The organism is Paraburkholderia sp. HD33-4 (genome assembly GCF_021390635.1).
GTDB lineage: Bacteria > Pseudomonadota > Gammaproteobacteria > Burkholderiales > Burkholderiaceae > Paraburkholderia.
In genome coordinates this window covers 2,627,199-2,640,953 of record NZ_JAJEJS010000002.1, presented here as the reverse complement: position 1 = coordinate 2,640,953, position 13,755 = coordinate 2,627,199, and the positions used below count along the sequence as shown (strand labels likewise).

13 protein-coding genes are annotated in these 13,755 nt (G+C 64.0%); 10 read left to right on the top strand and 3 right to left on the bottom strand.

Features of this window, described 5'->3' with window-relative positions; all coding sequences use genetic code 11:
* Positions 1 to 104: 104 nt before the first annotated feature.
* The gene (locus L0U84_RS31875) at positions 105 to 1,283 is read left to right on the top strand and encodes a lactonase family protein (protein WP_233856032.1); all 1,179 of its coding nucleotides are present in this window, start codon (positions 105 to 107) and stop codon (positions 1,281 to 1,283) included.
* A 4-nt stretch (positions 1,284 to 1,287) separates the two neighbouring features.
* On the opposite strand, the gene L0U84_RS31870 is transcribed toward L0U84_RS31875, so the two are convergent.
* The 3 genes from L0U84_RS31870 to L0U84_RS31860 are packed head-to-tail and all read right to left on the bottom strand — an operon-like array spanning position 1,288 to position 3,987.
* Positions 1,288 to 2,025 (bottom strand): ABC transporter ATP-binding protein, encoded by a 738-nt coding sequence (locus tag L0U84_RS31870; RefSeq protein WP_233856031.1) that lies wholly within the window; start codon positions 2,023 to 2,025, stop codon positions 1,288 to 1,290.
* Positions 2,022 to 2,888, bottom strand: a complete 867-nt coding sequence (locus tag L0U84_RS31865) for an ABC transporter permease (protein ID WP_233856030.1) — start codon at positions 2,886 to 2,888, stop codon at positions 2,022 to 2,024. Before L0U84_RS31865 ends, L0U84_RS31870 begins: the two co-directional genes overlap by 4 nt.
* Before the next feature lie 28 nt (positions 2,889 to 2,916).
* Positions 2,917 to 3,987: an aliphatic sulfonate ABC transporter substrate-binding protein gene (locus tag L0U84_RS31860; protein ID WP_233856029.1), complete on the bottom strand. Its 1,071-nt coding sequence runs from the start codon at positions 3,985 to 3,987 to the stop codon at positions 2,917 to 2,919.
* 291 nt (positions 3,988 to 4,278) lie between these two features.
* On the opposite strand from L0U84_RS31860, the gene L0U84_RS31855 reads away from it, so the two are divergent.
* The 9 genes from L0U84_RS31855 to L0U84_RS44080 all read left to right on the top strand — a co-directional run bounded on the left by L0U84_RS31855 (position 4,279) and on the right by L0U84_RS44080 (position 13,744).
* The gene (locus L0U84_RS31855; RefSeq protein WP_233856028.1) at positions 4,279 to 5,097 is read left to right on the top strand and encodes an ABC transporter substrate-binding protein; all 819 of its coding nucleotides are present in this window, start codon (positions 4,279 to 4,281) and stop codon (positions 5,095 to 5,097) included.
* 92 nt (positions 5,098 to 5,189) lie between these two features.
* Positions 5,190 to 5,951 (top strand): amino acid ABC transporter permease, encoded by a 762-nt coding sequence (locus L0U84_RS31850; RefSeq protein WP_233856027.1) that lies wholly within the window; start codon positions 5,190 to 5,192, stop codon positions 5,949 to 5,951.
* Positions 5,948 to 6,685 carry an amino acid ABC transporter permease gene (locus tag L0U84_RS31845; protein WP_233856026.1) on the top strand — a complete coding sequence of 246 codons (738 nt, stop codon included), beginning with the start codon at positions 5,948 to 5,950 and terminating at the stop codon, positions 6,683 to 6,685. The genes L0U84_RS31850 and L0U84_RS31845 overlap by 4 nt, the downstream gene beginning before the upstream one ends.
* A 40-nt stretch (positions 6,686 to 6,725) precedes the next feature.
* A complete protein-coding gene (locus tag L0U84_RS31840) occupies positions 6,726 to 7,745 on the top strand; it encodes a succinylglutamate desuccinylase/aspartoacylase family protein (protein ID WP_233856025.1) in 1,020 nt (339 codons plus the stop codon).
* A 208-nt stretch (positions 7,746 to 7,953) separates the two neighbouring features.
* Positions 7,954 to 8,505: a GNAT family N-acetyltransferase gene (locus L0U84_RS31835; RefSeq protein WP_233856024.1), complete on the top strand. Its 552-nt coding sequence runs from the start codon at positions 7,954 to 7,956 to the stop codon at positions 8,503 to 8,505.
* A gap of 39 nt (positions 8,506 to 8,544) precedes the next feature.
* Entirely contained in the window at positions 8,545 to 9,474 is a 930-nt protein-coding gene (locus L0U84_RS31830; RefSeq protein WP_233856023.1) for an ABC transporter substrate-binding protein, read from the top strand.
* A 43-nt stretch (positions 9,475 to 9,517) separates the two neighbouring features.
* Entirely contained in the window at positions 9,518 to 10,519 is a 1,002-nt protein-coding gene (locus L0U84_RS31825; RefSeq protein ID WP_233856022.1) for an LLM class flavin-dependent oxidoreductase, read from the top strand.
* Positions 10,520 to 10,557: 38 nt separating this feature from the next.
* Positions 10,558 to 11,922, top strand: coding sequence for an LLM class flavin-dependent oxidoreductase (locus L0U84_RS31820; RefSeq protein WP_233856021.1), 1,365 nt, complete (start codon positions 10,558 to 10,560; stop codon positions 11,920 to 11,922).
* A 19-nt stretch (positions 11,923 to 11,941) separates the two neighbouring features.
* Positions 11,942 to 13,744, top strand: coding sequence for an amino acid ABC transporter permease/ATP-binding protein (locus tag L0U84_RS44080; protein WP_326491212.1), 1,803 nt, complete (start codon positions 11,942 to 11,944; stop codon positions 13,742 to 13,744).
* The last annotated feature ends 11 nt before the right edge of the window (positions 13,745 to 13,755 follow it).

Genomic DNA, 13,755 nt, shown 5'->3' with positions numbered 1-13,755 from the left:
ATTAAGTCCAGGCGAATCGGCTTTTTGTGCAGGGACGGCGAGCGGCGATTCGACTACGCTTGAGCCGATTGCTCACATTGCCTGTCTTCTTACGTTCATCGAATATGACCCGGTTGTTCCCGCAGAATCGCGCCGCGTACCACGCGCTGACGGCCGCGTGCACCGCGTTGACGTTGTCGGCGGGCATGGTCGGCGCGCCGCTGTATGCCGCTACGTTGCCGGAGTCCGCACCGACCGAACTCGTTTATATCGGCACGCTGCACCAGCAGATCAGCGCGCTGCGTTTCGATACCTCGACCGGCGCACTCACGGCGCTCGGACCTGTTGCAGAGGGGCCGAAATCGACGTGGGTCGCGGCATCGCCGCATGCGCCGGTGCTCTATGCCGTCGACGACGACAGCACCAAAGAAGGCAGCATCACCGCCTACGCGGTCGACCGCGCGAACGGTTCGCTGAGCGCGCTCGGCACGGTGCCGACAGGCGGCCGCGGCACCACCTTCCTGCGCTTCGACACAGCGTCGATGACCTTGCTCGGCGCGAATTACAACAGCGGCTCGGTGTCGAGCGTCGCGGTCGATGCCGACGGCAGCGTCGGGCCGCTCGTGTCGACGCTCGCGGAAACCGGCTCCGGCCCGAACCGACGCCAGGCGAGCGCGCATGCGCACGGTATCGCCATCGATCCATCCGGGCGTTATGCGCTCGTTGCCGATCTGGGCGCCGACCGTGTGTTCGTCTATCGTTTCGATCGCGCGACGCATGCGCTGTCGCAAGACGATGCCACGCGCGCGGCCACCTTCGTCGCGCCGCCGGGCAGCGGTCCGCGTCACCTCGAATTCTCCGCGAACGGACAGTTCGTTTATCTGCTGACCGAGCTGAGCGCGCAAGTGATGGTGTTTCGCTGGGATGCCGCGCAAGGCACGCTGACGCACGTGCAATCGCTGCCGATCGGCACCGACGGATTCGACGGCGTGAAAAGCGGCGCCGAGATCGCGCCAGGTCGTGACGGGCGTTTCGTGTATGTCGAGAATCGCGGGGAGAACTCGCTGGTCGTCTATCGCGTGAATGCGGACACGGGCGAACTTTCGCTCGTGCAGCGCATTGCCTCGGGCGGCGACAAGCCGTGGGGCTTCGGCATCGACGGGTCCGGCCGATGGCTGCTCGTCGCGAATCAGCGCAGCGGCAAGGTCAGCGTTTTCAGCATCGATGCGGCATCGGGCAGGCTGACGGACACTGGGCAATCGGCTGATGTGACCGACCCGTCGAGCGTTGCGTTCGTCAGGTAGCCCGCTACATCTCCAGCAACACATCGCGCAGCGTATTCAACGACGCATCGCGCGGATTTCTGGGCCGCTGCAATGTGATTGGCAGTTCGCGCGCGATCCGGCTCGGGCCACCGGCGCCCGCGGAGGACAACAGCAGCACGCGGTCGGACAGACTCAGCGCTTCGTCGAGATCGTGCGTGACGAGCAGCACCGTCGTGCCGCGCGCGTGTTTCAACGCGAGCAATAACTGCTGCAGTCGCGCGCGCGTGATCGCATCGACGGCGCTGAACGGCTCGTCGAGCAGCAACAGTTCGGGTTCGTCGAACAGACCTCGGGCGAGCGCGACGCGCTGAGCCATGCCGCCGGACAGTTGCTTCGGCAGCGCATCGCGCACGCCTGCGAGGCCCACCTCGGCGAGCAGCGGGTCGACGCGCGGATCGTCTCCCGCATGCGACCCCGCGGCAAACGCGATGTTGTCCGCCACGCTGAGCCATGGCAGCAGGCGCGGCTCCTGAAAGATCATGCCGACACGCGGCGACGGCGCGAGCAACGGTACGCCGTCGATCAGCACGGCACCCGTGGCCGCGCGGTCCAGCCCCGCAACCGCGCGCAGCAACGTGCTTTTGCCGCAGCCGCTAGGACCGACCAGGCCGACTATTTCGCCGCGCGACAGCGCGAACGACACCTGCTCGAACACTTTGCGCTCGCCAAAGCGCCGCGTGAGTCCACGTACTTCGAGCAATGGAGCGAGTGCCCGATTCATCGCGTGGGCTCCGACACTTCATGCGCATCGCGCCACGACAGCGCCCGTACCTCGATCGCTTTCAGCATGCCGTCGCTCAGTTTGCCGAGCAGCGCGAGCAGCAGGATCGCGCCGAATACCAGATCCGGGCGGCCGGTTTCGCGGCCATCGCTGAGCAGATAGCCGAGCCCGCGCGTCGCCGCGATCAGTTCGGCGGCGACCATGAACATCCACGCGAGGCTCAGTCCGGTGCGTAGTCCGGTAAAAATCTGCGGCATCGACGCGGGCAGCAGAATGCGCGTGAACAACCCGCGCCGGCTCAGCCGGTTCAGCTCGCCGAATTCAATCAGCTTGCGCTCGACGCCGCGGATGCCCGCCACCACGCTCAATTGCACCGGGAAAAACGCGCCGATCGCGATCAGCGTGATCTTCGGTGCTTCGTCGATCCCCATCCATAACAGCAGGATCGGCACCCACGCGAGTGACGGAATCGCCTGCAAGGCCTGAAACCCCGGGTCGAGCAATGCATCGACGCGCCGGCTGAGGCCCATCGCCGCGCCGACCAGCAGCGCGAGCGCGGCGCCGATCGCAAAGCCGCCATACACACGGATCACGCTCGCGCCGATATGCCGCGCGAGGTGCGCGGCGCCGAGATCCCATAGCGTCCGCGCGATCGCGCTCGGCGCGGGGACCAGATGCATCGGCAGGATCGACGCGCGCACGAGCACCTCGATGACAGCCAGAAAGACGATTGGCAACGCAACGCCAGCATGGCGCCACGGCCGCAACCGGTCGTGCGCGCGTGGCGGTCGCTTAAGTTCGCTACATGACGGGCACGGCGAATCGCGCCGTGCCAGCGTGAAATGATTCCTCGTGGTGCTCATCGGCGTGCTCAGGTCTGGTGTGGGCGTTTCATTTCGCGCCGTTGCTCGCTGTCGCAATCACCGGTTGGGCGACTTTGGAGTCGACCAGCGCATCGATGATCGCGTTCAGATCGGTGCCGCTCTTCACGAGTTGTTCGTCGACCAGGATTGGCGCGGCGGCTTTGAGTGCGGCAATCTGCCGGGCGCCCGGCTGAGGCTGGCTGAAGTCGTTACGGCTCAACTGCAGCCTCGCGACCGGCAGCGATACCCTGGATTCCTCGGCGACGATTTTCGCGGTGTCGTCGGGGTGAGCGGCGATCCAGACGCGGGCCTTTTCATAGACTTTCAGCACCCGCGCGAGCGCGTCCGGATGTTCGCGGATAAAGTCTTCGCGTGCGTTCAGAAAGCCCCATGTGTTGAAGTCGACGTTGCGGTACAACAGGCGCGCGCCATCGTCGATCTGCGCGGCCGCCATGTGTGGATCGAGTCCGGCCCACGCGTCGACCTGGCCGTTCGCGAGCGCGGTGCGACCATCGGGATGCTGCAGATTGACGATCTCGACATCGTCGCGCGACAGGCCCGCCGTATGCAGTGCGCGCAATGTGAACAGGAACGGATCGGTGCCCTTGGTGGCCGCGATCTTCTTGCCCCTAAGATCGGTGAGTGATTTGACCGGCGAGTCCTTGCGCACGACGAGCGCGGTCCACTCGGGCCGCGAAAAGATATACACCGCACGAATCGGATTGCCGTTCGCCTTGCCGAGCACGGCGGCGAGTCCCGCGGTCGAACCGATGTCAATTGCGCCGCTGTTCAGATATTCGAGCGCGCGGTTGCTGCCGAGGCTCAGCACCCACTTCACCTGGGTGTGGTTGGCGGCGAATTCCTGTTCGAGCCAGCCGTTGCGCTTGATCACGAGGCTTTCCGGCGAATAGTACGCATAGTCCAGCTTCAGCTCGTCGAGCGGCGCGGCGTGGGCTACGTAGGCCGCGCCGAAGATACCGATTGCGAGCGCTGCCGCGACCGTCTTCAGCCAACCGCGCCGGCCGCGATTGCGTTCGCCGTCGGATGTGATTGCGTTGCGCGCTGTCGCGAAGAATGAAAAGCCCCGGGCCGGTGTCATCGATTGTCCTTGTAGTCGCGTGTGGTGGTCGTCCAATGTAAGCAGAGCCGCGACGCAAGCGAACCAATAAATGCTCACAATCAAAGCAGCTTTGGCGCTATGGCGGATAGAGCCGGCGCGCGCCGGAGAAAGGCAGGCAGTAAGCACATACCGCATATCCGATTCACCGCTTAGCTCGCGACGATTTATTGGTTCGCCATTGCGGTGCGCGTTGCTACAGTCTGCGCGTCGTCGCAGTGAGACAGTCGTGAATCACGTCGTACGCAAAACATCCAATACCAAGGCCAAACCATGAAAATCAAATTCGTTGGCGCAGCAGTCATGGGGTTGCTGCTCGCGATCTCCGGCGTCGCACACGCCGATCGTCTCGACGACATCAAGAAAGCGGGCGTGCTGCGCGTCGCCACGTTCGACAGCAACGCCCCGTTCGGTTTCGTCGATCCGAAGACCAATCAGATCGTCGGGCTCGACGTCGACTATGCGCGCGCGGTCGCCAACAAGCTCGGCGTGAAGCTCGAAATCCAGCCGACCAATCCGGCGAATCGCATCGCCTTCCTGAAGTCGGGCAAGGTCGACCTCGTATTTGCGAACTTCACGATTACCGACGAGCGCAGGAAGGAAGTCGATTTCAGCACGCCGTACTTCGCATCGGGCACGCAGTTCATCGCGAAGAAGGGCGTGCTGAAGTCGCCGCAGCAGTTGAACAGTCTGCGCGTGGGCGCCGACAAGGGCACGACGAACGAGCAGCAGGTGCGCGCGCAGTTCCCCAACGCCACGATCGTCGCTTACGACGACACGCCGTTCGCGTTCGCCGCGCTACGCGCCGGCAACGTGCAGGCGATCACGCAGGACGGCCCGAAGCTTGTCGCGCTGCTCGCGAACGTGCCCGATAAGGCGAACTATGAGATCGCGCCGTTCACGATCTCGAACGACTATGAAGGCGTCGGCGTGCCGAAGGGCGAGACGCGTCTTCTGAGCGTCGTCGACGATACGCTGAAGGGCCTCGAAGCGGATGGCAGCGCCGCGAAGATTTACGACCACTGGTTCGGACCGGAGAGCCGCGCGCCGTTGCCGCGTCTGTTCAGGATCGGCGATTCGCAGAAGAGTTGATCCGTCGGTAACTTTAGAGCCGGCCTGCCGTGTGAAAGCGGCGGGCCGCTTGTCATTGCGAAACGAAATCGGCGCTTGAGTAGAAGGGCGGAATGAACGGCTGGCTAGAACCGAAGTACCTTGGTTGGATCGCGCATGGCTTTGTGATGACGCTAGTGTTGTCGGCTTGCGCGGGCGCGGCGGCGACGCTCGCCGGTTTCGGGCTCGCGCTTGCGCGCAATGCACGCAACGGCATGCTCGCGCGTACGGCCGCGCTATATGTGCTGGCGTTTCGCAATTCGCCGTTGCTCGTCCAATTGCTGTTCTGGTATTTCGGCGCGGCGACGTTATTGCCGCAGCCGTGCATGGAATGGCTCAATGCGTCGCACACCGTTTCGCTGTTTGGCTGGACGCTCGCGTGGCCGTCGTTCGAATTCGTCGCGGGCTGGGTCGGGCTCACTTGCTATACGACCGCGTTCATCAGCGAAGAATTTCGAGCAGGCATGCGCGGCGTCAAGGACGCACAGCATCAGGCCGCCGCGGCGCTGGGCCTCACGCCGCTCGCCTCGTTCCGGTATGTGATCCTGCCACAGGCGATTCGGATCGCGACCCCGCCGCTTGCTGGGCAATACATGAATCTCGTGAAGAACTCGTCGCTGGCGATGACGATCGGGCTCGCGGAGTTGTCGTACGTATCGCGGCAGGTCGATACGGAAACGTTCAAGACTTTTCAGGCATTCGGCGCGGCGACCGTGCTCTATATCGTGATCATCGCAGTTATCGAAGCGGCGCTGCTAGTGTGGAAGCGCGGCGGCGTCCGGCGGATCGGCGCCCGAACCGATAGCGCCCGGGTCTGGCAAGGAGGGCATGGATGAGCGCGCTCGAATGGCTGCCGTCGTTGCGCTATCTGCTGCTCGGCACGTTCCCCGATGGGCCGCTGGGCGGCGCGGCGCTGACGGTCGTGATGTCGACCGTCTCGGCCTTACTGTCGGCTCTTTTTGGTCTGGCTGGTGGCATTGCGTTGTCGATGACGCGCGGTGCCGCGCATCTCGCGCTGACTGCCGTGGTCGGCTTCTTTCGAGCTATTCCCGTGCTGATGCTGATCTTCTGGACCTTCTTCCTGATGCCGATGCTGCTGCACATCGACGTGCCCGGACTCGCCACCGTGGTTAGCGCGCTCGCGCTGATCGGCGGCGCGTATCTGTCGCATTCGGTGCAGGCGGGTATCGCGGCCGTCGGCTCAGGGCAGGCGCAAGCGGCGGCGTCGCTCGGCATGACGCGCTGGCAAGCGCTACGGTACGTGCAATTGCCGCAAGCGATACGGATCATGATGCCGTCGTTCGTCAATCAGTGGGTCACGCTGATCAAGGACACCTCGCTCGCTTATATCGTCGGGGTGCCCGAGTTTACGTTTCTCGCGAATCAGGTCAATAATCGGCTGATGGTGTACCCGGTGCAGATATTCCTGTTCGTCGGGGTCGTTTATCTGCTGCTGTGCTCCACGCTGCAGTACGGTGCGACGTGGCTGGTGAAGCGTCGCCTTCGTGCAGGCCATTGCGCGACGAGCGACGATACGAAGATCAAATGGCAATTTCCATTTGGCGTCTAGCTGCAACGGCTAGAAGGCCGTTACTTGCGCGAGCGAAGCAATGAGTTCAATGGTCACGCCGAGCAACCCGATTCGCTGCGAAATCAATCTGGATGCTCAGGGCAAGCATGCGGGCTATCTGCGGCTGCCGCATTCCGTGCATCGGTCCGCGTATGGCTGGCTGCCAATTCCGATCGCCTCGATACGCAATGGCGGCGGTCCGGTCGTGCTGATCATGGCAGGCAATCACGGCGACGAATACGAAGGGCAGATCCTCGTGTCGACGCTGATCCGCGAAATCGACGCGGCTCAGGTTGCCGGTCAACTGATCCTGTTGCCGCAAGCAAACGCGCCGGCGGCCGAGGCCGGACTGCGCACGTCGCCGCTCGATGACGGCAATCTCAACCGCACGTTTCCAGGCGATCCGCAAGGTTCGCCGACGCAGCTGATCGCACATTACATCGAGCACGTGCTGCTCGCGCGCGCGAACTATTTGATCGATCTTCATTCCGGCGGCAGCTCGCTGCTTTATCGCGGCAACAACATGCTCGCGATCGATCCGCGCGACGACGGCGAGAAAAAGCGACTGCAACACGCGTTACGCGCGTTCGGATTGCCGAACGCCTTTCTGCATGCGGAAAACCCGGTGCATGCGGCGACGGCCGCGCGGCGGCAAGGGGCCTTGTCGATCACGGCGGAGTTGGGAGGCGGCGGTACCGTCGATGCCGCGCTGCTGCGCGAGGCCCGTCACGGCCTGTTGCATTTTCTCGGCGCGATCGGCGCTTTGACTGGCCCGCTCGTGCCCGAGGCGCCGCCTGCCGACACGCGTTTTCTGCGCGTGGCGGGCGCGCGTCACTACGTGTACGCATACGACAACGGTCTGTTCGAGCCGCTAGTTGAACTCGGTGAGAGAGTGGTCGCAGGGCAACCCGCGGCCCGCATTCATTTCCCTGATACGCCGCTGAAAGAGCCGGTGACCTGCCATTTCGCGAGCAACGGTGAAGTCGTCTGCAAGCGGGTGCCCGCGCTCGTCAGGCGAGGCGATTGTCTGTTCCATCTCGCGGAGGAAGTGGCCAGCTGAAGCGACGATACCAGGCACTCGCTGTTCCGTTTCGACATTCGTCACACTGTGATATTGGCATTGCTACACGTAATCACAGCGCCATTCATCACGATCACAGCCCATCGCGATACCAGATAAAGATAGCGAAATTGCTTGGTTAGCGGCAACGCGGCTGCAAGCTATCGTATGAGCTCCTGAATATCCGACGACCTCGTGTCGATCGTTCATGAGCACTCTCGTCGTTGACACCACGCCACTGGATCCCCGCGCGCAGCCACTGCTCGACGCGCTGCGGCGCGAATACGCGACACGCTACGAAGATTATCGAAGGGACGGTGGCGCGGCCGCCGCGCAAGAGATTGCGCGCTATCCGGCCGAACTGTTCGCACCGCCTCAAGGCGCGTTCATTCTGCTGATCCGCGACGGCGCGACGATCGGCGGCGGTGCGTTCAAGCGCTATGACGCGCGCACGGCCGAACTCAAACGCATCTGGACGCGCGACGATCTGCGCCGCCAGGGACTCGCGCGACAGGTCGTAGAGGAACTGGAAGCGCGCGCTCTCGCGCAGGGCTACTCGCGCCTCTATCTGACCACCGGCTTCAAACAGCCGGAAGCATGGGCGCTTTACGAACGCACCGGCTATACGAAGCTGTTCGATACCGCATTGCCTCCCGAAGTTCACGTGCACCTTCGCTTCGGCAAGAACCTGCTCGCGCCGCATCGCATCGACACGCTCGACGACCTGCGCGCGAACGACGCCGATCTGACCGTCCGCTAAACGCTCACTCCTATCTCCTCACACTACTACGGACACTTCATGAAAACAGGTCTGCAATTATCGTCGCTCGTGCTGGCAGCCACGTTCTATTTCAGCGCCAACGCGCTTGCCGCGACGGGCTTCGATCTGAGTCCCGACCAGCACGGCCGTATCCGTGCCGAACAGGACGCGGTCGCGGCGAAGGCGGTTCCCGCAAACTTTCCGTTCGTCGCGAAAGACGAACTGACCGTCGGCATCGTCGTCGCGCATCCGCCGATCAGCACCTATGCGACCGATGCGAAGACCGTGGTCGGCTTCGACCCCGATCTCGCGCAACTCGTCGCGGACAGTCTCGGGCGCAAGCTCAACGTCGTGATCCTCGCGTGGCCGGACTGGCCGCTCGCGCTTGCGTCCGGCAAGGTCGACGCGGTGATTTCGAACGTGACCGTGACCGAAGAGCGCAAGGCCAAGTTCGACTTCTCGACCTATCGGCGCGACGAGGTCGGTTTCTTCGTCAAGACCGACAGCCCGATCAAATCGATCCGCGAACCCCGGGATGTCGCGGGCCTGCGCGTGATCACCGACGCCGGCACGAACCAGGAAAAGATCCTGCTGGAATGGGACAAGCAGAACGTCGCGCATGGATTGAAGCCGATCGAGGTGCAGTACTACGACGACGATGCGGTCAAATCGGTTGCGTTGCAATCGGGGCGGGCCGACGCGATCTTCAGCGTCAACGCCGCGCTGCTTTACGACGCAGCTACGCATGGCAAGACGCGCCAGGTCGGCACGGTCAGCGGCGGCTGGCCGCGCACCGCCGAGGTCGCGGTGACGACGCGCCGAGGCAGCGGTCTCGCCGCGCCGGTGACGATCGCCCTGAACGATCTGATCGGCAAAGGCCAGTATCGCGCGGTGCTCGAGCGCTGGAATCTCGGCTCGGAAGCGATCGACAAGGCCGCGACCAATCCGCCGGGACTGCCGAAATCCTGAGTGCGTCAGCGCTTTTCATCTTTCAACGTCGATCTGCCAACCCATGACCTTTTCGCTTTCGCTGCTGGATAAAAGCCCGATTGCCACGGGCGCGAGCGCGGCCGACGCGCTGCGCTTCACGGTGTCGCTCGCGAAGCGCGCCGAAGCGCTCGGCTTCAAACGCTTCTGGATCGCCGAGCATCACGGCGCACCGGGCCTCGCGAGCTCGGCGCCGGAGATCGTCGTCTCGCACGTGCTCGCGCATACGTCGCGGATTCGCGTCGGCTCGGGCGGTGTGATGTTGCAGCACTACAGCCCGTTCAAGGTCGCGGAGACGTTCAGGCTGCTCGCGGCGCTTGCGCCCGGACGCGTCGATCTCGGTATCGGTAAGGCGCCGGGTGGACTGCCGCAGACCACGCGCGCGCTGCAATGGCTGCACGACAAGAAGAACAAGCCCGGCTTCAACCTGCAGCTCGCGCAACTCGATGCGTTTCTCGGTGCGGGCGTCGAAGAGGACCATGCGCTTGCGGGCGCGCTTGCGTTTCCCGCTCCGCCCTTGCTGCCTGAGCGCATTCTGCTCGGTGGCAGTCCCGATAGCGCGGCACTCGCGGCACGGCAGGGCTGGCAGTTCTGCTATGCCGGTCACTTCAACGGTGACGAGGCGAACATCGAGCGCACCGTGCAGACGTATCGCGATGCCAGCGGTCGCGCGCCGTTGCTTGCACTCTACGCGGTGGCCGCGGCGACGCGCGACGAGGCGCAACGCCTCACCGGTCCGTTGCGCATCTTCAGGCTGCAGCTTGCCAGCGGCCAAAGCCTGAATCTGGCGACGGCCGATGCCGCAGAAGAGTACGCGCGCCAGGCGGGCGCGAGCGGCTACACGATCGAAGAGCGCCATCCGCATGTCGTCAAGGGCACGGCCGGCGATGTACGCGATCAACTCGACGCGTTGAGCCGGCGCTACGGCATCGACGAATTCGTCATCGATTCGCCGCTGCAACACTATCCTGCGCGCCTGCGCTCGGTCGAACTGCTCGGCAGCACGATCGAGCCGGCCTACGCGTGATCTCTCCAACCAACCCTCAACGATCGGCGGACTACCCGATGAGCCATCGCAAACTGAATTTCGGCATCATGCTGCAAGGCGCCGGCAGCCATATGAATTCGTGGAAGCATCCGGCCGGACCCGCCGATGCGAGCGTGAACCTCAACTTCTTCGTCGACACGGTGCGCAAAGCCGAGGCACACGGCATCGCGTTCGCGTTCGTCGCCGATGGTCTGTACATCAACGAGAAATCGATTCCGCACTTTCTGAACCGCTTCGAGCCGATCTCGATCCTGTCGGCGCTCGCGACGGTCACCTCGAAGATCGGGCTCGCGGGCACCGTGTCGACGTCGTACAGCGATCCGTTCACGGTCGCGCGCCAGTTCGCTTCGCTCGATCTGATCAGTGGCGGGCGCGCCGGCTGGAACGTCGTCACGACGCCGCTCGAAGGGACCGCGAAGAACTACGGCGGCTCGCACCCCGAGCATGCGCTGCGCTACGAGATCGCCGACGAGTATCTGAGCGTCGCGCAAGGCTTGTGGGATAGCTGGGACGACGATGCGTTCGTGCGCGACCGCGAACGCGGCGTGTTCTTCGAGCGCGACCGGTTGCATACGCTCGATCACGAGGGCAAGTTCTTCCAGGTGGCGGGACCGCTCAATATCCAGCGCTCGGCGCAGGGTCAGCCAGTGATTTTCCAGGCGGGCTCGTCCGATGCCGGCATCGCGCTCGCCGGGAAATACGCGGACGCGGTATTCACGCATTCGGTGTCGATCGAGGAAACGCGCGCGTTCGCGCAGCGTGTGAAAGGCAGCGCGCTCGAGCATGGCAGAAGCCGCGACGACGTGAAGATCTTCCCCGGCATCAGCCCGATCGTCGGTGCGACGCCCGAAGAAGCGGAAGCGAAATACCGCGCGATTCGCGAGCTATTGACGATCGACGAGGCGCTTGCGTATCTGGGCCGCTATTTCGATCATCACGACTTCACGCAGTATCCGCTCGACGAGCCGTTTCCCGAGCTAGGGGAGATCGGCCGTAACAGCTTCCGTTCGACCACCGACCGGATCAAGGCGCAAGCCCGCAAGAAGGGCTCGACGTTGCGCGAGGTCGCGCTCGAAGTCGCGACGCCGCGCACGCATTTTCTCGGCACGCCCGCGCAGATCTCGGACGAGCTGATCCGCTGGCTCGACGCCGGCGCAGCCGACGGTTTCATCCTCGGCTTCGCGGTGCAGGCGCAGGGGCTCGACGATTTCGTGCGCTACGTGGTGCCCGAACTCGAACGACGCGGGCGCTACGAGCGCACGCTGACGGGCGCGACGCTGCGCGATCATCTCGGCTTGCCGCGCAAGGCGAGCCGTTATGCGTCGTCGGCGGCGGGCGTAGACAACCCGATCGAGCCGGCCGCCGTGGCCGACGCGGCCTGACTGCGCGGAGCAGACGACGATGAACGACACCGCTGAACTCGCGAATCCGCAACTCGCCGCCGCGCACGCCGACGCGTTGCGCGAGCGCGCCGACTATCGCATCGTGCCCGCGAAGAACCGCGCGCGCCTCGCCGGCACCGTGGCGGCCGTGGTGCTGATCGGCATCGTGCTCGAATCGGTATTGGGCAATCCGCGCTGGGGCTGGAATGTTTTCGCCGAATGGTTTCTGTCCGAGCCGGTGTTGTCCGGGCTCGGCCGCACGCTGCTGTTGACCGCGCTGGGCGCGGCGTTCGGCTTCGCGCTCGGCATCCCGATCGCGCTTGCGCGCGTGTCGCGTTCGCCGTTGCTCGCGGGCTGCGCGTGGGCATTCGTGTGGCTGTTCCGCTCGATTCCGCTGATCGTGCTGCTGCTGATCCTGAACAATCTCGGCTATCTGTACGAGACCGTCCATCTCGGCGTGCCGTTCACGAGCCTCGTCGTTCTCGAGGTGCCGACCACCGAGCTGATCAGCCCGTTCCTCGCCGCGGTGCTCGGCCTGACGCTCAATCACGCGGCGTTCTCGGCCGAAGTGATTCGCGGCGGCATTCAGTCGGTCGATCATGGTCAACTCGAAGCGGCCGCCGCGCTCGGCTTGCCGCGTGAGCGCCAGGTCTCGCGCATCGTGCTGCCGCAGGCGATGCGCGCGATCCTGCCCACCGCGTTCAACGATCTGATTGCGCTCGCGAAGGGCTCGTCGATGGTCTATGTGCTCGCGATGCCGGAGCTGTTCTACACGGTGCAGATCATCTATCGACGCAACCTCGAAGTGATCCCTCTGCTGATGGTCGCGACGGTCTGGTATCTGATCATTCTGAGCGTGTTGTCGGCGATACAGGTTTATGTGGAGCGGCACTTCTCGCGCGGCGTCAGGCGTACCGCCGTGCCGTCCGCTTTCGGCGCGCTGCTGAAAAGTGTGGGCATTGCGCGCGACGGCAACGATGCGCGCGTCGACCCGCTCAAAGACGTAGACGACAAGGCACGGGCCCGCGCGCCCCTGGATCAACGCTGGGCCGATCAACGCGATGGCGCACGCATCGCGATCCAACAGGTATCGAAGAGCTTCGGCACGCTGAAGGTGCTCGACAACGTATCGCTGACGATGCGCCCCGGCAGCGTCACCGTAATTCTCGGCCAATCGGGTTCTGGAAAATCGACGCTGCTGCGCACGATCAATCATCTTGAGCGTGTGGACGGCGGTCTGATCGATATCGACGGCGAGCTGATCGGCTATCGACGCGATGGCGATACGCTATACGAGCTCAACGAGAGAGAGATTCTGCGACGCCGCGTCGAAGTCGGCATGGTGTTTCAGAGCTTCAATCTGTTTGCGCATCTGACCGTGCTCGAAAACATCATCGAGGCCCCGGTTGCGTTGGGACGTCTGTCGCGCGCGGAAGCGCAGAGTCTTGCACTGAGTCTGCTCGCGCGCGTCGGTCTCGAAGCGAAGGCGCATGCGTGGCCGCGTCAGTTGTCGGGCGGGCAGCAGCAGCGCGTGGCGATTGCGCGCGCGCTGGCGCTGAAGCCGAAGGTGCTGCTGTTCGACGAGCCGACCTCGGCGCTCGATCCCGAACTCGTCAATGAAGTGCTCGACGTGATCAAGGCCCTCGCGCGTTCCGGCACGACGATGGTGATCGTCACGCATGAAATCGGCTTTGCGCGCGAAGTGGCGGACACGATCGTGTTCATGGACCGCGGACGCGTAATCGAGTCGGGGCCGCCCGCGCAAGTATTGAACGAACCGCGCCATGCGCGCACGCGCGAGTTTCTGTCGCGCGTCCTGTGAATGCAGCCTGA

Excerpts from the sequence above, each read along its gene's own strand:
- L0U84_RS31875 (WP_233856032.1), top strand. The coding sequence starts at position 105 with ATGACCCGGTTGTTCCCGCAGAATCGCGCCGCGTACCACGCGCTGACG.
- L0U84_RS31870 (WP_233856031.1), bottom strand. The coding sequence starts at position 2,025 with ATGAATCGGGCACTCGCTCCATTGCTCGAAGTACGTGGACTCACGCGG.
- L0U84_RS31865 (WP_233856030.1), bottom strand. The coding sequence starts at position 2,888 with ATGAGCACCACGAGGAATCATTTCACGCTGGCACGGCGCGATTCGCCG.
- L0U84_RS31860 (WP_233856029.1), bottom strand. The coding sequence starts at position 3,987 with ATGACACCGGCCCGGGGCTTTTCATTCTTCGCGACAGCGCGCAACGCA.
- L0U84_RS31855 (WP_233856028.1), top strand. The coding sequence starts at position 4,279 with ATGAAAATCAAATTCGTTGGCGCAGCAGTCATGGGGTTGCTGCTCGCG.
- L0U84_RS31850 (WP_233856027.1), top strand. The coding sequence starts at position 5,190 with ATGAACGGCTGGCTAGAACCGAAGTACCTTGGTTGGATCGCGCATGGC.
- L0U84_RS31845 (WP_233856026.1), top strand. The coding sequence starts at position 5,948 with ATGAGCGCGCTCGAATGGCTGCCGTCGTTGCGCTATCTGCTGCTCGGC.
- L0U84_RS31840 (WP_233856025.1), top strand. The coding sequence starts at position 6,726 with ATGAGTTCAATGGTCACGCCGAGCAACCCGATTCGCTGCGAAATCAAT.
- L0U84_RS31835 (WP_233856024.1), top strand. The coding sequence starts at position 7,954 with ATGAGCACTCTCGTCGTTGACACCACGCCACTGGATCCCCGCGCGCAG.
- L0U84_RS31830 (WP_233856023.1), top strand. The coding sequence starts at position 8,545 with ATGAAAACAGGTCTGCAATTATCGTCGCTCGTGCTGGCAGCCACGTTC.
- L0U84_RS31825 (WP_233856022.1), top strand. The coding sequence starts at position 9,518 with ATGACCTTTTCGCTTTCGCTGCTGGATAAAAGCCCGATTGCCACGGGC.
- L0U84_RS31820 (WP_233856021.1), top strand. The coding sequence starts at position 10,558 with ATGAGCCATCGCAAACTGAATTTCGGCATCATGCTGCAAGGCGCCGGC.
- L0U84_RS44080 (WP_326491212.1), top strand. The coding sequence starts at position 11,942 with ATGAACGACACCGCTGAACTCGCGAATCCGCAACTCGCCGCCGCGCAC.